Here is a 17353-nt window from a genome sequence, read left to right on the forward strand (position 1 = left end):
GGCTGAACCCGCCCCGGGGCGGGGCCGCGTCGCCCCGCCGACGCGTTCCCGACGTGTTCCTGGCAGGTGCCGACGTGGCGTCACCGGCTCAGCCCAGCAGGTAGGGCAGCCTCTCCCGCAGGAAGGCGCGCGGGAACGCGTCGCGGAGCCGCCACAGGCCGGCGTCCAGGACGAAGTGCGCCATCACCGCGCCCAGGTAGGCCCCGTAGAGCGCACGCTCTACGGGGCCACCGCTGTGCAGGTGGGAGGCGAGGTTCAGCAGCAGGCCGAGCAGCAGCGCGACGTTGAGCAGCACGGCCAGCGAGATCAACCGCGGTATTCGCTCGACCGGGCCGCCGCCCGCCACCAGCCCCATCATCACCAGGTACTGGAAACCGTGCGCCATCGTCAGCCCGGCGACCGCCGCGTACGGGGAGTCGAACAGGAAGACCGGCAGGAAGAAGCCGAGTGCCGTGCCGAACAGTACGGCCACCTGCCACGGCCGCTGCTCGGGGCGGCGGCGCAGCAGCTGCACCACGCCGTAGCCGACCGAGGCGGCGAACAGCGCGGCGGCGAAGGGGAAGAGCGCGGTCAGCCGCGGCACCGAGCCCGTCAGCTGGAGCAGCGCCGGGTGGCAGAGCAGGCCGAGGATGCCGAACACCCCGGCCGCGGTGACCGCGAGGCGCTCGCCCGGGCGCAGCGGCCCGGTGCCGTAGGCGGCGGAGGCGAGCGCGGCCAGACCCAGGTTCTGCTTCTGGAAGTGGAAGAACTGCCAGGCGAAGAAGGCGAGCAGCAGCAAGGCGAACGGCTTCGGCGGGACCAGGGCGCCCAGCACCGTCATCCCGGCGACGAGGCCGATCGGCGCCGCCACGTACCGTCCGCGCCGGGCGGCCATGAACCGGCGCACCTCCGGAACGGTGCAGAACCAGGCGCTGCTGGCGACGTGCACGGAGGAGCCGAGGAAGAGCAGCAGGCCGAACCCGCGGCCGGCGCCGACCCCGGCGGGGGGCGCCGCGAGCGCGGCACCCAGCAGCGAACCCAGCGTCAGCAGCAAGGTGACGCACAGCCATACGTCGCGCGGCACGGCCCCGGACGCGTAGGGGCCGATCGCTCCGGCGCGGGGCCGGGTGCGGGCGGGGTCGACTGCTGGCATCGCGCCAGCATAGGGCGGCCGACCGACAGCCCGGCCACCCCCGACCGGACGGGCCCGCACCACCCGGTGGCGGGAAGCCGCCGTTCGGCCGACCGACGGACAGAAGACGCACAGGAAGCCGACAAGAGACCGCACGAGGAACTCAGCCGGAACTTCCCGGGCCCTTGCCAGACCTTAACCGTTGGCCCGTGTCCGTCCGCATATGATCTGAGTGCGCTCGACGGACCCCGACCGGGGGGAGGGGGTGCTGCAGCCGTTCGACGGCAGGGAGCCGGCAGTAGGAGGCCTCCTCGGAGCGTCGGCTGTTCAGCGACCGTCCCACCTGGGGGCGCCCCGGGCCTCTACTCATGTCGCGGGCGTTGCGCTGGCCCAGACCACTTGATCACTCAAGCCGACAGCGCTCGACGAGGAGAAGCAACAAGTGACCCGACGTACTCTGCGCCTCGCGGCCGTGCTCGGCTCCGCCGGGATGCTCGGCGGGGCGTTCTTCGCCCAGGCCGTGGCCTCCCCGCTGAAGAGCGCGCCGACCAGCAAGCCGCACGACGTCCTGGTCCTGTCCGTCGACGGCATGCACCAGTCCGACCTCCAGTGGTACGTCTCGACCCACCCCGGCTCGGCGCTGGCCCAGCTGGTGGAGAGCGGGACGCAGTACACCCAGGCGAGCACGACCGTCCCGTCGGACAGCCTCCCCGGCATGATCGCCCAGTTCACCGGCGGCGCCCCGGGCCTCACCGGCGTCTACGGCGACGACGCCTGGAACGCCAGGCTGCTGCCCCCAGGCACCACCGACTGCAAGGGCGTCAAGCCCGGCGCCAAGGTCGACTTCACCGAGGATCTGGACAGGAACAAGTCCAGCATCGACGCGGGCGAGGGCCTCGGGGGCCTGCCCGGCTCGGTCCTCCAGATGTCCGGCGCCCCGCAGAAGCTGATCGACCCGAGCAAGCTGCCGGTCGACCCGAAGACCTGCAAGCCGGTGTATCCGCACTCGTACCTGCTGGTCAACACCGTCTTCGAGGTGGCCCAGAACGCCGGCCTGCGCACCGCCTGGTCGGACGACCACGCCGCCGACGAGATCCTGAACGGCCCCACCGGGACGGGCATCGACGACCTGTTCACGCCGGAGATCAACTCCGACGCGCCCGGCTACCCGGCCGGCGGCGACTGGACCACGGACAGCAAGGCCACCGAGCAGTACGACAACACCAAGGTGCAGGCCGTCCTCAACGAGATCGACGGATTCAACCACCAGCACTCCGACCGCGTCGGCACGCCGTCGATCTTCGGCATGAACTTCCAGGCGGTCTCCACCGCCCAGAAGCTCCCCTCCTCCGACGGTCTGAGTGGCGGCTACGTCTCGGCGAACGTGCCTGGCCCGCTCCTGGTCAAGAGCCTCGACTTCGTCAGCGACGAGATCGGCCGCATGGTCTCCGAGCTGCACAAGCGGCGCCTGGACAAGACCACCACGATCATCCTCTCGTCCAAGCACGGCCAGTCCCCCACCGACCCGAAGGCGCTCACCCGGATCGACGACGCCCCCCTGCTGGCCGGCCTGAACGCCGCGTGGAAGAGGCTCCACCCGAGCGCGGGCAACCTCGTCGCCCACTCGGCCGACGACGACGGCATGATGCTCTGGCTGAGCGACCGCTCCCCGGCGGCCACGGACTTCGCCAAGTCGTACCTGCTGGCGCAGTCCGGCAAGGGCACCACGATCGACAACGCGTCCAAGGCGTTCACCCACAGCGGCCTCGACACGGTCTACGCGGGCGCGGCGGCGGCGAAGTACTTCGGCGTGAAGCCGGGCGACGCGCGGGTCCCGGACCTCTTCGGCGTCAGCCAGCCCGGCGTCGTCTACACCGCCGGCACGGGCGAGATCGCCGAGCACGGCGGGGCGCAGCCGGACGACCTGAACGTCCCGCTGGTGATCAGCGGCGCGTTCACGCCCAACCACGTCGTCGACACCGCACCCGTCGAGACCAAGCAGATCGCCCCGACCATCCTCACCCTCCTCGGCCTCGACCCGAGCTTGCTCGTCGGGGTCGACAAGGAGCACACCGAGGACCTCCCGATCCGCTGAGCGGATCGACCGAGCGGACCGACCGAGCGGACCGACTGAGCAGACCCGCCATGTGCCCAGCCTCCCCGAGGCCGGGCACGGTCGTCCCGTCGCGGCTCAGCGTTCGGTCGCCGGGTCCGCCCAGGTGACGAGCATCAGGGCGGCGTCGTCGCGCAGCGGGCCGCCGGTGGTACGGGTGACGTCCGCGTGGACGGCGGCCAGGCAAGCGCCGAGGTCGGGGCCGGCGGAGCCGATCAGCTCGGGGGCGCGGTCCGCGAGCGGGTAGAACGTGCCGTCCACGTCGCGCGCCTCGGCGACGCCGTCGGTGTAGAGCAGGAGCCGGTCGTCGGGGGCGAAGTGTTCGCGCCAGGGCTGGGGCTCGCCCCCGGCCAGCCGGGCCAGACCGAGCGGGACCCACGGGTCCGGCGGCTCCAGCAGGCTCGCCGTGCCGTCCGGGCGGACGCGCAACGGCGGAACGTGACCGCAGTGGACCAGCTCGATGATGTCCGGCGGCTCGAACTGCACCAACAGCGCCGTCGTGAACTCGCCCGTCGCCGCGTGCCGCGCCACGCTCCGGTCCAGCCGCGCGGCGACGCCCGCCAGCTCCGGCTCGTCGTAGACGGACTCGCGGAAGGCGCCCAGCACCAGCGAGGCCATCCGCACGGCCGGCAGGCCCTTCCCGCGGACGTCGCCGATCAGCGCCCGCACGCCGTAGGGGGTGTCCACCACCGCGTAGAGATCGCCGCCGATCTGGGCCAGGTCGGCCGCCGAGACGTACCGCGCGGCCACCCGGACGGGGCCGACGCGCGGCTCCGGCGACGGCAGCAGGGCGAGCTGGGCCGCCTCGGCGACCGTGCGGACCGCCACCAGATGACGGGTCCTGACGATCCGGGCCTGCGAGATGAACGCGGCCCCGACGGTGAGCGCGGCATAGGCCACCAGGGTGCCCTCGAAGAGCCGACGCGCCTCGGAGTCCCCGAGGCCGTCGTACCGGGTGAGCACCACCATCAGCAGCAGGCCGAGGCAACTGCTGACCACCACCTCCAGCGGATACAGCAGCAGCGCGGCCAGCGGCGGGACCACGGACATCAGCGAGGCCAGATAGGTGTCCTGACCGGACAGCAGGTCGGCGGCGCAGACGATCGCCATGGCCCCGCCGACCGGCAGCACCCGCTGCCACATCGGCAGCCCCAGCAGGGCGGCGCCGTCGTCGAGCGCCAGCCCGGCCGATGGCGCGGGGGCGCCCGCCCGGTCACCGGGCCGTGTGCGTCTCACAGGCCGAATTTATCGGAACGCCCTGTAAGCAACACGTCTGGATCACCGCAGCACCGCGCTGCGACCGATTCGGAAATATGACAGAAAGGGAGGTATCCACTCGCCTGGAGGCCCCATCATGTCCGCTGCGGCCGCCCCGCCCCCGCGCGCGCCGCAGCGCCCTCCGCTCCCCGACATGCGCACCCACCGCTGGCGCACCTGCTTTCTCGTGGGGCTCGCACTCTGGCTGGCCAGCGTGGCCGTCACCTACTGGACCGGCAACCGCAACCTGGTGCCGACCGTGGTCCTGCTGGGCAGCTTCCTCGTGCCGGGCAGCTTCGTGGTCTGGGCTCACGAGCGCTACGGGCAGGATCTCGGGACCGACCGGATCATCGCCTGCTTCGCCGTGGGCGGGGTCATCGGGGTACTGGGCTCCTCGCTGCTGGAGTACTACCTGCTCAGGTCCACGGTCTGGCTCTACCTGGGGGTCGGCCTGATCGAGGAGGCAGTCAAGGCCTGGGCGCTGATCCTGCTGACGCGGCGGATCCCCGCGGGCGGCGTCCGGCACGGCCTGGTGCTCGGCGCGACGGTGGGGTTCGGCTTCGCGGCCTTCGAGAGCGCCGGATACGCCTTCAGCGCGGTGCTGACCGAGCACGGCTACTCGCTGCCGGACCTGGTCACGACCGAGATCCTGCGGGGCGTCCTGACACCGCTGGGGCACGGCCTGTGGACGGCCATCCTGGGCGCGGTGCTGTTCCACGAGAGACGCGGCGACGGCCGGTTCCGGTTGAATCTGCGGGTGCTGCTCACCTATCTGGGCGTCTCGGTGCTCCACGCGCTGTGGGACTCCACCCACGGCATCACCACCTGGCTCGTCGGCGAGCTCACCGAGACGCGGTGGCAGCGGACCGTCTTCGAGCTCGGCTACCTGCCCAACCCGACCCGGCACCAGGTGGAGCTGTTCGCCCTCTTCTCCACGCTCGGCCTGGTGGCGGTGTCCTGCCTGGGCCTCGGCTGGCTCGGCCTGATCGTCCCTCGGGCCCGCCGCGAGGGCGACCTTCCGCCACGTCGTCGCCGCCCGCGCCCGCCGCAGCCCCCGCTCGAACCGCACCAGCACTGGTACCGGCCGCCGGCCCCGCCGAACCGGTAGCCCGGCCGCGGCCGGTACTCCGCACGATCCCGGTGAAAAAACCCAGGGCCGACCAGGAACCGGTTCGGTGAGGGCGTGAGGGCTCGGCCGGTGTGGCGTCACAACGCGACACCGGCCGAGGCGTCGCGGGGCGCGTATTCCTCGAATCGAAAGTGGCTCATCTCACCATCGTCAAGGCCTACCTACGGTGGCGTAGGTCACTTCATGAGGTGAAGTATCGTGCCATGCCGACTTCGCGATCACCTCAGGAGACCCCAGAGATCACGTCCTACGTGGCCATCGGTGACAGCTTCACCGAGGGGCTGAACGACCCCGGCCCCGACGGAGGGTTCGCCGGGTGGGCCGACCGGCTGGCACGGCTGCTGGCCGAACAGCGCCCACTGTCGGAGTCCGGCCGCTACGACCTGCGCTACGCCAACCTCGCCGTACGCGGCCGGCTGCTCGACCAGATCGCCGCGGAGCAGGTGCCGCAGCTCGAGCAGATGCAGCCGGACCTGGTCAGCATCTGCGCCGGCGGCAACGACATCCTGCGTCCGGGCAGCGACCCGGACGACGTGGCCGAACGCTTCGAGCGGGCCGTCGTGCGGATCACCCCGCACGCCGAGCGCGTGCTGATCTTCACCGGCTTCGACACCCGGGACACCCCGGTGCTCAAGCACCTGCGCGGAAAGATCGCCACCTACAACGCGCACCTGCGCGCGATCGCGGACCGCCACGACCTCGCCGTCGCCGACGTCTGGGCGCTGCGCTCCGTGCGCGACCGCCGGGCCTGGAGCGAGGACCGGCTGCACCTCTCGCCCGAGGGCCACGAGCGCGTCGCCCAGCTCGCCGCCCGTGCGCTCGGCGTGCCCGCCGGGGACCCGGAGTCCCCGTGGCCGCTGGCCGCCCCGCACACCCCGGCGGACCTGCGCCGGGAGAACATCCAGTGGGCGCGCGAATTCCTGCTCCCCTGGGTCGGCCGCCGTCTGCGCGGCGAGTCCTCGGGCGACCACGTGGTCGCGAAGCGCCCGGAGCTTGAACTGCTGTAGGGCCGGTCCACCGCAGGGCCCGTCGGGCTCGGTTGTTCGGCATGCCCGCCGCCACACCTTCGGGTGTGGTCGGCGGGCTTTCTGCTACCCCCAGCGACGAGAGCTTACTCTCGGTGCAGATGGGTTTTCCTCGCCCTTCTCCCCTGGGGGCGGCATACCCTAGGGGGGTACGGTGTTGTCATCGTCTACCGGTCCACCACACGAGCGAGCCTTCAGGAGGCAGCCATGACCACCGCCGTCTTCACCGTTTCCGGAATGACCTGCGGCCACTGCGAGAAGTCGGTCTCCGAGGAGCTCGGCGCCCTGCCCGGCGTGCTTCAGGTCTCCGCCGACGCCAAGGCCGGGACGGTGACCGTCGAGTCCGACCAGCCGCTCGACGACGCCGCGGTCCGCGCCGCCGTCGACGAGGCCGGCTACGAGCTCACCGGCCGCGGCGTCTGATCCGAGCCGGGGCGAGGAACGCCCGTCCGCGCACGTTCATCGAGGAGGGAACGGCATGACCACGGCCACGTCCGGCATAGAACCGGCCGCCCAGCGGATCGAGCTCGCCATCGGCGGGATGACCTGCGCCTCCTGTGCGGCCAGGATCGAGAAGAAGCTGAACCGGATGGAGGGCGTCTCCGCCACGGTCAACTACGCCACCGAGAAGGCCAGCGTCGACTTCGCCACGGACGTGGCCGTCGCCGACCTGATCGCCACGGTGGAGAAGGCCGGATACACCGCGGAGCCGCCACCGCCGCCCGCCGTCGCCGCGCCCGAGGAGGAGGACGCGACCCCGGCCTCCCCGCAGGACGAGGAGACGGCCCGGCTGCGGCAGCGGCTGCTGGTCACCGTGGCGCTCAGCATCCCGGTCGTCCTGCTCGCCATGGTCCCGGCCTGGCAGTTCCGCAACTGGCAGTGGCTCTCGCTGACCCTCGCCGCCCCCGTCGTGGTCTGGGGCGGCCGGCCCTTCCACCGGGCGGCCTGGACCAACGCCCGGCACGGCGCGGCCACGATGGACACCCTCGTCTCGGTCGGCACCCTGGCCGCCTTCGGCTGGTCGGTCTGGGCGCTCTTCTTCGGTGACGCCGGGATGCCCGGCATGCGTCACGGATTCGACTTCAGCCTTTCCCCGCAGGACGCCGCCCAGTCGCTGTACCTGGAGACGGCTGCGGGCGTCACCGCCTTCATCCTGCTCGGACGCTATCTGGAGGCCCGCGCCAAGCGTCGTGCCGGGTCCGCGCTGCGCGCCCTGCTGGAGCTCGGCGCGAAGGACGTCGCGGTGCTGCGCGGGGGCCGCGAGGAGCGCGTCCCCGTCACGGGGCTGGCGATCGGCGACCACTTCGTGGTCCGGCCCGGCGAGAAGATCGCGACGGACGGACGGGTCGTGGAGGGCAACTCGGCGGTCGACGCATCGATGCTGACCGGCGAGTCCGTCCCCGTCGAGGTCGGTCCCGGTGACGCGGTCACCGGAGCCACCGTCAACTCCGGCGGCCGCCTGGTCGTCGAGGCCACCCGCGTCGGCGCCGGCACCCAACTGGCCCGGATGGCCGCGCTGGTCGAGCAGGCCCAGACGGGCAAGGCCGCCGCGCAGCGGCTCGCCGACCGGATCTCCTCAGTCTTCGTCCCCGTGGTGCTGCTGATCGCCGTGGGCACGCTGGTCGGCTGGCTCGCCTCCGGGCACGGCGCGACGGAGGCCTTCACCGCCGCCGTGGCGGTGCTGATCATCGCCTGCCCCTGTGCGCTGGGCCTGGCCACCCCGACCGCCCTCATGGTCGGCACCGGACGCGGCGCCCAGCTCGGCATCCTGATCCGCGGCCCCGAGGTGCTGGAGAGCACCCGCCGCGTCGACACCGTCGTGCTGGACAAGACCGGCACCGTCACCACCGGCCGGATGGCCCTGGTCGCCGTGCACGTCGCGAAGGGAGTGGACGAGGCCGAGGCGCTGCGGCTGGCCGCCGCGGTCGAGCACGCCTCCGAGCACCCCATCGCCGCGGCCGTCGCGGCGGCGGTCGACCGCCCCGCCCCGGTGGAGGACTTCCGGAACGTGCCGGGGCTGGGCGTCCAGGGCGTCGTCGACGGCCACGCGGTCGTCGCCGGACGCGAGCGGCTGCTGGACGACTGGGCCATGCACCTGCCCACCCCCCTGGCCGAGGCGAAGGCGGCAGCGGAGAGCGCCGGACGGACGGCCGTCCTGGTCGGCTGGGACGGCGCCGCCCGCGCCGTGCTGGAGGTGGCCGACCGCCCCAAGCCCACCAGCGCCGACGCCGTCGCCCGGCTGCGCGAGCTGGGCCTCACCCCCGTCCTCCTCACCGGCGACAACTCGGCGGTGGCACACGCGGTGGCGGCAGAGGTCGGCATCGACGCCGACCAGGTCATCGCGGAGGTCCTCCCCGAGGACAAGGCCGGAGTCGTCGCCAAGCTCCAGGCCGAGGGCCGCACGGTCGCCATGGTCGGCGACGGCGTCAACGACGCGGCCGCCCTGGCCCAAGCCGACCTCGGCCTCGCCATGGGCACCGGCACGGACGCGGCCATCGAGGCCGCGGACCTGACCCTGGTCCGCGGAGACCTCCGCTCGGCGGCTGACGCCATCCGCCTGTCCCGTCGCACCCTGGGCACCATCAAGGGCAACCTCTTCTGGGCCTTCGGCTACAACGTCGCAGCGCTTCCCCTGGCCGCCCTGGGCCTGCTGAACCCGATGATCGCGGGGGCGGCCATGGCCTTCTCCTCGGTCTTCGTCGTCACCAACAGCCTCCGCCTGCGCCGCTTCCAGGCCGAGGCCCGGTAGCCCACACGGCGGCCCGCGACGGCGTCGGCGCGCTCGCGCGCGAGCCGACGGGCGGGAGCCGGAGCCCAGGCCTTCGTCGGCCTCCGTGTACGAGTGGCATCGCGCCCGCGCGAGCGCGCTGCGGCGGTCATCTGCCGAGGAGTTCGCCGCCGTTGCAGTGGAGGATCTCGCCGGTGATGTAGCCCGCGTCCGGGGAGGCGAGGAAGTGGACCGCCGCCGCCACGTCGTCCGGCTCGCCGACGCGGCCCACGAGCGTCCGGCCTGCGCGGCGGACAAGCTCCGCCTCGTCGAGGCGGTCGCCGAAGAACTCCGTGCCCGCCACCGTGCCGGGGGCGACCACGTTCGCGGTGATGCCGATGGGACCCAACTGCCCGGCGAGGAAGTGGTTCCAGGCATGCAGCGCGGCCTTGGACGCGCCGTAGGAGCCGGCGCCCCGCAGCGCCGCGATCGAGCTGATCGTCACCACGCGGCCCTGACCGGGCGTCAAACGGTCGCGGACGGACTCGGTGAGCAGCACCGCGGTCAGCACGTTGCGCTCGAAATCCCCGCGCCACCGCGCGACCAGCGCGTGCGGGCCGCCGCCGACGCTGGACTCGCGGCTGCCCGCGTTGTTCACCAACACGTCGATGCCGGCGGGCAGTTCCTGGAGCAGCTCGTCGACCGCGTCGGGGTCGGCGAGGTCGCAGACGAGCGGACGCACCGTCGGCCCCAGCGCCGCGGCGGCCTGTTCGAGGACCTCCCTGCGGCGACCCACGATCGTGACCGCGTCTCCCCCGGCCACGAACCGTCGCGACACCGCGAGTCCGATCCCGGAACCGCCGCCCGTGACGACGACACTTCTGGCCATCTACGCCCCCAGTCCACACCTCTACTCACGTGATTCCTACCACGCGCCCTTTCGCCCGCTTCGCACCGGGTCGCCCCGACCCGACCCGCGGTCGTTCGGGACTGCGGGCGCACAAACGACCACGAACCGCGATGGGACCGCTCCCGACCGGCATATGCGGTGCTGGTGAGTGTGGCGTCACATCGCCAGACCGTAACTTCGCGAGGCCGAGTTTGTGTTAGAACTCCAGAGCCGGGGTTCCGGCGGATCCCGGTGGACGGCCGCCGTCGCTGGGCGGCCGACAGCGCACGGCGCGGGCGTGATCAGGGTGGTTGAGCGGCCTCCCCCGCGCCCCGCCGTGCGCCGCAAGCGCGTCCCGCACCACCGCAGACGCGGACGGGCCCCTGCAGCCGCCACGGCGGCTGCGGGGGCCCGTTCCACGCTTCGGCGCGACCGCGCCGGAGACGTCAGCGCGTCACCGCGCCTCGATCGGGACGTAGTCCCGGATGACCTCGCCGGTGTAGATCTGGCGCGGACGGCCGATCTTGTTGGTCGGGTCGGTGATCATCTCCTGCCAGTGGGCGATCCAGCCGGGCAGCCGGCCCAGCGCGAACAGCACGGTGAACATGCTGGTCGGGAAGCCCATGGCCCGGTAGATCAGGCCGGTGTAGAAGTCCACGTTCGGGTAGAGCTTGCGGGAGACGAAGTAGTCGTCCGTCAGCGCGTGCTGCTCCAGCTTCAGCGCGATGTCCAGCAGCTCGTCGGCCTTGCCCAGCTGCGAGAGCACGTCGTGGGCCGCGGCCTTGATGATCTGGGCGCGCGGGTCGAAGCTCTTGTAGACGCGGTGGCCGAAGCCCATCAGGCGGACGCCGTCTTCCTTGTTCTTCACCTTGCGGATGAAGGCGTCCACGTCGCCGCCGTCGGCCTTGATGCCCTGGAGCATCTCCAGGACGGCCTGGTTGGCGCCGCCGTGCAGGGGGCCCCACAGGGCGTTGATGCCGGCGGAGATCGAGGCGAACAGGTTGGCGTGCGAGGAGCCGACCAGGCGCACGGTGGAGGTGGAGCAGTTCTGCTCGTGGTCCGCGTGCAGGATCAGCAGCTTCTCCAGCGCGCTGACCACGACGGGGTTGAGCTCGTACTCCTCCGCCGGGACGGCGAAGGTCATCCGGAGGAAGTTCTCGACGTAGCCGAGGTCGTTCTTCGGGTAGACGAAGGGGTGGCCCTGGGCCTTCTTGAAGGCGTAGGCGGCGATCGTCGGCAGCTTGGCGATCAGGCGGACGGCCGAGAGGTAGCGCTGCTCGGCGTCGAAGGGGTTGTGGCTGTCCTGATAGAACGTCGACAGCGCGCTGACCACGGACGACAGCATGGCCATCGGGTGCGCGTCCCGGGGGAAGCCCTGGAAGAAGCGCTTGACGTCCTCGTGCAGCAGCGTGTGCTGAGAGATGTCGTGCTGGAAGATGCGCAGCTGCTCCGCGTTGGGCAGCTCGCCGTTGATCAGCAGGTAGGCGCTCTCGAGGAAGGTGCCCTGCTCCGCCAGCTGCTCGATCGGGTAGCCGCGGTAGCGGAGGATTCCGGCGTCACCGTCGATGTAGGTGATCGCGGACTTGCAGGCGGCGGTGTTGCCGAAGCCGTTGTCCAGGGTGGTCAGGCCGGTCTGGCCAAGAAGCTTCGAGATGTCGAAGCCGCCGTTGCCGACGGTGGCCTCGGTCACCGGGTACTCGTACTCGCCGCCCTGGTAGCGGAGTACTACAGAGTTGTCGCTCACGTCTTCCCTCATCACCAGCGGAATGACCCTGTTCAAGGGTTCAAGGGGTGCCCTGACTCCCTCATACCTTCCCCCAGGCGGGTTACACCTGTGCAGGCGGGGTGGCCCGAAAGAGCCGAAGGTCACAAAGAATCGGGTCATTCGCTTTCAAGTTCTGACAGCGGAACCTACCCCCGAGCCAGCCTATGGTCCAAAGCCGTGTGTCGGCGACCTGCGGAGACCGCCCGGACGGCCTGACCGAGCGCCCGGCGCGAGCCGACCAGTACCACCAGCTTTCTGGCGCGGGTCACGGCCGTGTAGAGCAGGTTGCGCTGGAGCATCATCCAGGCGCTCGTGGTGAGAGGGATCACAACGCACGGGTACTCGCTGCCCTGCGACCGGTGGATCGTGACCGCGTAGGCGTGGGCCAGTTCGTCCAGCTCGTCGAAGTCGTAGACCACGTCCTCGTCCTCGTCTGTGCGGACGGTGAGCTGCTGCTCCTCGGGGTTCAGCGCGGTGACGACCCCGACGGTGCCGTTGAACACGCCGTTGCGCCCTTTGTCGTAGTTGTTGCGGATCTGGGTGACCTTGTCGCCGACCCGGAAGGTCCGCCCGCCGAAGCGGCGCTCGGGGCGGTCCGGCCGCGAGGGGGTGATCGCCGCCTGGAGCAGAGTGTTCAGGTTGCCGGCCCCGGCCGGCCCGCGGTGCATCGGGGCGAGCACCTGCACGTCCCGGCCGGGGTCGAGGCCGAAACGCTTCGGGATGCGGCGGGCGACCACGTCGACGGTCAGATCGGCGGTGCGCTCGGTGTCCTCCTCGGCGAAGAGGAAGAAGTCGACCAGGCCGTCCGTGATCGGCGGGACGCCCTCGTTGATCCGGTGGGCGTTGGTGACCACACCCGACTGCTGCGCCTGCCGGAAGATCCGCGTCAGCCGGACCGAAGGGAGCGGGCTGCCGGGGGCGAGCAGGTCCCGCAGGACCTCGCCCGCGCCGACGGAGGGGAGCTGGTCCACGTCACCCACCAGCAGCAGGTGGGCGCCGGGCGGGACGGCCTTCGCGAGCTTGTTGGCCAGCAGCAGGTCCAGCATGGAGGCCTCGTCGACCACGACCAGGTCGGCGTCGAGGGGCCGGTCGCGGTCGTAGGCGGCGTCCCCGCCCGGCTTGAGCTCCAGCAGCCGGTGGACGGTGGCGGCCTCACCCCCGGTCAGCTCGGCGAGCCGCTTGGCGGCCCGGCCCGTCGGCGCGGCCAGCACCACCTTGGCCTTGCGAGCCAGCGCCAGGGTGACGATCGAGCGGACGGTGAAGGACTTGCCGCAGCCGGGACCGCCGGTCAGCACGGCGACCCTACTGGTCAGCGCGAGCTTGACGGCCGCCTCCTGCTCGGGCGCGAGGTCGGCCCCCGTCTGCCCGCGCAGCCACGTCAGCGCGCGGGCCCAGTCGACGTCGGCGAAGCCGCCGAGCCTGTCCTCGGGAGTGCGCAGCAGCCGACCGAGCTGGGCCGCCAGGGAGACCTCCGCCCGGTGGAAGGGGACCAGGTAGATCGCGCTGACCGGCACCGCGTGCCCGGCCTCGTCGTGCTCCGCTCCAGGGACCTGCTCGCGGACCACGCCCTCCTCGGCGACCAACTCGGCCAGGCACTCGATGACCAGGCCCGTGTCCACGGCCAGCAGCTTGACCGCGTCGGAGATCAGCTGCTCCTCCGGCAGGAAGCAGTGGCCCTGGTCGGAGGACTGCGACAGGGCGTACTGCAGGCCCGCCTTGACCCGCTGCGGGCTGTCCTTGGGGATGCCGACGGCCTGGGCCAGCCGGTCCGCGGTCAGGAAGCCGATGCCCCAGACGTCGGCGGCCAGACGGTAGGGCTCGTTCCTCACCACGGAGATCGAGGCGTCACCGTAGTTCTTGTAGATGCGGACGGCGAGGGAGGTGGAGACGCCGACGCCCTGGAGGAAGACCATCACCTCCTTGATCGCCTTCTGCTCCTCCCAGGCGGCGGCGATCAGCTTGGTGCGCTTGGGCCCGAGTTTGGGGACCTCGATCAGGCGGGCCGGCTCGGTCTCGATGACGTCCAGCGTCTCCAGCCCGAAGTGGTCGACGATCCGCTCGGCCAGCCGCGGCCCGATGCCCTTGATCAGCCCGGAGCCCAGGTAGCGGCGGATGCCCTGGACGGTGGCGGGCAGCACGGTGGTGTAGTTCTCGACGGTGAACTGCTTGCCGTACTGGGGGTGACTGCCCCAGCGGCCGTGCATGCGCAGGCTCTCCCCAGGCTGGGCGCCGAGCAGCGCGCCGACGACGGTGAGGAGCTCGCCCCCGCCGCGGCCGGTGTCGACGCGGGCGACCGTCCAGCCCGTCTCCTCGCTCGCGAAGGTGATGCGTTCCAGCACCCCCTCGACCACCGCCAGTTGGTTCATGAGCAGCACCGTAGCGGGTGGGGCCGACAAGGCTCGATCCGCTCATTTGCGTTCGAATCTGCTCGAAAACTATCGATAAAAATCGTTCACGACCCGGCCGCCCTGGAGGGGGTGAATTGTCAGTGGAGCGCGGAAGACTGTGAGGCGGCGCACAGGACACAACCCACAGGAGCACCTGATGCTGAGCACCGACTACACCCCGGGCACCCCGCGCTGGATCGACCTCGGCAGCCCGGACGTCAAGGCCACCGACGCCTTCTACACCTCCCTGCTCGGCTGGGAGAAGGAGGACGCCGGGCCGGAGGCGGGCGGCTACGGCTTCTACCGGAGCGGGGGCAAGCGCATCGGCGGCGTCGGCCCGGTGATGGACCCGAGCGCCACTCCGGCCTGGACGATCTACTTCGGCACGGACGACGCCGAGGCCGCCGTGCGGGCGGTCGAGCAGGCCGGCGGCAAGGTCCGCGTCCCGGCCTCCGACGTGATGGGCTTCGGCCGGATGGCCCAGTTCACCGACCCGCAGGGCGGCGAGTTCGCCGTCTGGCAGCCACAGCTGACCAAGGGCTTCGACATCGCGGGCGTGCCGGTCTCGCTGTCCTGGACGGAGCTGCACACCGCCGACGCCGAGGCCGCCCGCGGCTTCTACACCTCCGTCTTCGGCTGGTCGCTGACCGACAACGACATGGGCGAGTTCACCTACACCGTCGCCTCGATGGGCAGCGACGAGTCGTCGTTCGGCGGCCTGATGGGCCACTTCCCCGGGGAGACCGTCACCATGTGGCTGCCCTATTTCGAGGTCGCGGACTGCGACGCGACGGTCGCCAAGGTCGCCGAGCTCGGCGGCGCCGTGCTGATGGGCCCGGCCTCGCTGGAGGGCGTCGGCCGGATGGCCTCCGTGCGCGACCCGCACGGCTCCCTGTTCTCGGTGATCGCCAGCGCCCCGCAGGCTCGCTGACCGCCCGGCTGACCCGCCCGGCCGCCCGGCGCCGGCCCTTCCGGAAGAAGCCGGCCCGTCGGGAAGAAGCCGGCCCGTCGGGAAGAAGCAGGCCCGTGGCGCGGTTGTGGCCGATGGTCGAGGGCCAACCTCGACCATCGGCCGACCGCGCCCTGACGAGCAGAGCCCCGGAGGATCCAAGATGAGCCTGACCGACATTCCGCTGAAGACCCTGAGCGGCGAGCCCACCAGCCTCGCCGACTACGCGGGCCAGGCGGTGCTGCTGGTCAACGTCGCGTCCAAGTGCGGCCTGACCCCGCAGTACGCCGGCCTGGAGCGCCTCCAGCAGGCGTACGCCGGGCGCGGCTTCACTGTGCTGGGCGTGCCGTGCAACCAGTTCGCCGGCCAGGAGCCCGGCTCGGCCGAGGAGATCCAGACCTTCTGCTCGACCACCTACGGCGTCAGCTTCCCCCTGCTGGAGAAGACGGACGTGAACGGCCCCGAGCGGCACCCGCTCTACACCGAGCTGACCGCCGCCGAGGACGCCGCCGGCGAGGCGGGCGACATCACCTGGAACTTCGAGAAGTTCCTGCTCTCGCCCAAGGGCGAGGTCGTGGGCCGGTTCCGCCCGCGGACCGAGCCGGAGGCGCCGGAGCTGATCGCCGCGATCGAGGGACAGCTCTCGGCCTGAGCCCCGCGCCGCAGGGTCCGCCGCGTAGGGTGATGATCATGACCGACGTCATCTTCCGGCGGGCCGCGGCCACCGATCTGCCCGCCATCGTGGCCATGCTCGCCGCCGACTCGCTCGGCGTCGGCCGGGAGTCGCCGGACGACCTCGTCCCCTACGAGGAGGCGTTCGCCCGGGTCGACGCCGACCCGAACCAGCACCAGATCGTGGCGGAGCGGGCGGGCGAGGTGGTGGGCACGCTGCAGCTGACGGTGATCCCGGGCCTCTCGCGGCGCGGGGCCACCCGCACGATCATCGAGGCCGTCCGGGTCCGCGCCGACCAGCGCGGCAGCGGGCTGGGCACGGCGCTGATGGAGCACGCCGTCGCGGAGTCGCGCCGCCTCGGCGCCACGCTGGTCCAGCTGACCAGCGACAACTCCCGCACGGACGCGCACCGGTTCTACGAGCGGCTGGGCTTCACGGGCTCACACGTCGGGTTCAAGCTGCCGTTGAGCTGATCAGGCGGAGCTGATCAGGCGGAGCTGATCAGGCGGAGCTGATCAGGCGGAGCTGATCAGGCCTGCTCGGCCGCGGCCCCCTCCTCGTTGCGCTGGACGGTGCCGGGGGTGCCGTCGGCGCGGTGCCACTCGGCGACCAGTTCGTCCTTGGTCCCGAAGCGGACCAGATGACGGCCCACGACGTCCTCCAGACGGTCGAGGTCCTCGGCGGCGCCCTCGACGACGAGCAGCAGGGCGTCCGGAGTGGCGGTCATCGCGGCCGTGCCGAGGCTGAAGCTGAGCGAGCCCTGCCCTGTCTCTTCGTCCCAGTGGGTCTCGATCTTGCGACCGAAGTGCGAGGCGAGCTGCTTGGCATAGCGGTGCGGGCGGTCGGTGGCGACGCGTGCATGAGAGCGGGCCATGGAAACCTCCAGAGAGACGGCAGCCACGGCGGACCCCTGGCTGCTTAGGCGAGCCTAAGGCATAATGAGCTTAGCTCTCTATTTATTTCCCTCGCCGGCCCTCGCCGACTCTGTCGATATCCTGGCCTCCCCCTACGCAGGAGCCCATCCGTGACCGCCGCCGTCCCGTCCGCCCCCGCGCCCGAGCCGATCCCCACCGAGGTCGAGCTCGCCGACGCGCTGATGCGCGCGAGCAAGCGCATGCGGAAGGCCACCTTCCACCGCCTGGCCCCCCACGGGCTGACACCCTCGCAGGGCCGCGCGCTGGACACGCTGGCCTGGAGCTGCGGCCGCGGCACCCGCCTCAACCAGCTCGCGGAGCGGCTGCGGATCGCCCCGCGCTCGGCCACCACGGTGGTCGACGCACTGGAGGCCGCCGGCCTGGTCACCCGCTCCCCCGACCCGGACGACCGCCGTGCCACGCTGCTCCATCTG

The 17353-nt window shown here is 71.7% G+C and carries 14 protein-coding genes and 1 pseudogene; 9 read left to right on the forward strand and 6 right to left on the reverse strand.

All coding sequences use genetic code 11. The features are described 5' to 3' along the window. Window positions 1-88: 88 nt before the first annotated feature. Window positions 89-1132, reverse strand: a complete 1044-nt coding sequence (locus TR48_RS15890) for a hypothetical protein (RefSeq protein WP_152627991.1) — start codon at window positions 1130-1132, stop codon at window positions 89-91. A 421-nt stretch (window positions 1133-1553) separates the two neighbouring features. Between TR48_RS15890 and TR48_RS15895 the strand changes: the two genes are divergently transcribed. Continuing rightward, window positions 1554-3206, forward strand: a complete 1653-nt coding sequence (locus TR48_RS15895; protein ID WP_236652168.1) for an alkaline phosphatase family protein — start codon at window positions 1554-1556, stop codon at window positions 3204-3206. A gap of 96 nt (window positions 3207-3302) precedes the next feature. Here the strand turns inward: TR48_RS15895 and TR48_RS15900 are convergent, their stop codons facing one another. Then, window positions 3303-4460, reverse strand: a complete 1158-nt coding sequence (locus TR48_RS15900; RefSeq protein WP_052442704.1) for a PP2C family protein-serine/threonine phosphatase — start codon at window positions 4458-4460, stop codon at window positions 3303-3305. A 118-nt stretch (window positions 4461-4578) separates the two neighbouring features. Here TR48_RS15900 and TR48_RS15905 point away from each other — a divergent pair, with 118 nt between their 5' ends. From TR48_RS15905 to TR48_RS15920, 4 genes are all read left to right on the forward strand, one after another. Further along, complete coding sequence (locus TR48_RS15905; protein WP_063770996.1) at window positions 4579-5589, forward strand: PrsW family intramembrane metalloprotease; 1011 nt, start codon at window positions 4579-4581, stop codon at window positions 5587-5589. Between the two features lie 224 nt (window positions 5590-5813). Continuing rightward, a complete protein-coding gene (locus TR48_RS15910) occupies window positions 5814-6617 on the forward strand; it encodes an SGNH/GDSL hydrolase family protein (protein WP_042367441.1) in 804 nt (267 codons plus the stop codon). A 225-nt stretch (window positions 6618-6842) separates the two neighbouring features. Next, window positions 6843-7058 carry a heavy-metal-associated domain-containing protein gene (locus tag TR48_RS15915; protein WP_084729471.1) on the forward strand — a complete coding sequence of 72 codons (216 nt, stop codon included), beginning with the start codon at window positions 6843-6845 and terminating at the stop codon, window positions 7056-7058. A gap of 55 nt (window positions 7059-7113) precedes the next feature. Further along, window positions 7114-9384, forward strand: a complete 2271-nt coding sequence (locus TR48_RS15920; protein ID WP_042367443.1) for a heavy metal translocating P-type ATPase — start codon at window positions 7114-7116, stop codon at window positions 9382-9384. Window positions 9385-9511: 127 nt separating this feature from the next. On the opposite strand, the gene TR48_RS15925 is transcribed toward TR48_RS15920, so the two are convergent. The 3 genes from TR48_RS15925 to recD2 form a co-directional block, all read right to left on the reverse strand. Further along, a complete protein-coding gene (locus tag TR48_RS15925; RefSeq protein ID WP_042367445.1) occupies window positions 9512-10231 on the reverse strand; it encodes an SDR family NAD(P)-dependent oxidoreductase in 720 nt (239 codons plus the stop codon). A 454-nt stretch (window positions 10232-10685) separates the two neighbouring features. Next, entirely contained in the window at window positions 10686-11975 is a 1290-nt protein-coding gene (locus tag TR48_RS15930) for a citrate synthase (RefSeq protein ID WP_042367447.1), read from the reverse strand. 167 nt (window positions 11976-12142) lie between these two features. Then, window positions 12143-14362 (reverse strand): SF1B family DNA helicase RecD2, encoded by a 2220-nt coding sequence (recD2, locus tag TR48_RS15935; protein WP_042367558.1) that lies wholly within the window; start codon window positions 14360-14362, stop codon window positions 12143-12145. A 178-nt stretch (window positions 14363-14540) separates the two neighbouring features. Between recD2 and TR48_RS15940 the strand changes: the two genes are divergently transcribed. From TR48_RS15940 to TR48_RS15950, 3 genes are all read left to right on the forward strand, one after another. After that, complete coding sequence (locus tag TR48_RS15940; protein ID WP_042367449.1) at window positions 14541-15314, forward strand: VOC family protein; 774 nt, start codon at window positions 14541-14543, stop codon at window positions 15312-15314. Window positions 15315-15495: 181 nt separating this feature from the next. Next, complete coding sequence (locus TR48_RS15945; protein ID WP_042367451.1) at window positions 15496-15984, forward strand: glutathione peroxidase; 489 nt, start codon at window positions 15496-15498, stop codon at window positions 15982-15984. A gap of 38 nt (window positions 15985-16022) precedes the next feature. Next, window positions 16023-16478 (forward strand): GNAT family N-acetyltransferase, encoded by a 456-nt coding sequence (locus TR48_RS15950; RefSeq protein WP_042367561.1) that lies wholly within the window; start codon window positions 16023-16025, stop codon window positions 16476-16478. A gap of 56 nt (window positions 16479-16534) precedes the next feature. On the opposite strand, the gene TR48_RS15955 is transcribed toward TR48_RS15950, so the two are convergent. Then, window positions 16535-16879: a DUF2218 domain-containing protein gene (locus TR48_RS15955; protein WP_042367453.1), complete on the reverse strand. Its 345-nt coding sequence runs from the start codon at window positions 16877-16879 to the stop codon at window positions 16535-16537. Between the two features lie 240 nt (window positions 16880-17119). Between TR48_RS15955 and TR48_RS45570 the strand changes: the two are divergent. Continuing rightward, a pseudogene (locus TR48_RS45570) lies at window positions 17120-17326 on the forward strand (MarR family winged helix-turn-helix transcriptional regulator); the annotation flags it as partial. Between the last annotated feature and the right edge of the window lie 27 nt (window positions 17327-17353).

The sequence above is a fragment of the Streptacidiphilus neutrinimicus genome (genome assembly GCF_000787815.1).
Classification (GTDB): Bacteria; Actinomycetota; Actinomycetes; order Streptomycetales; family Streptomycetaceae; genus Streptacidiphilus; species Streptacidiphilus neutrinimicus.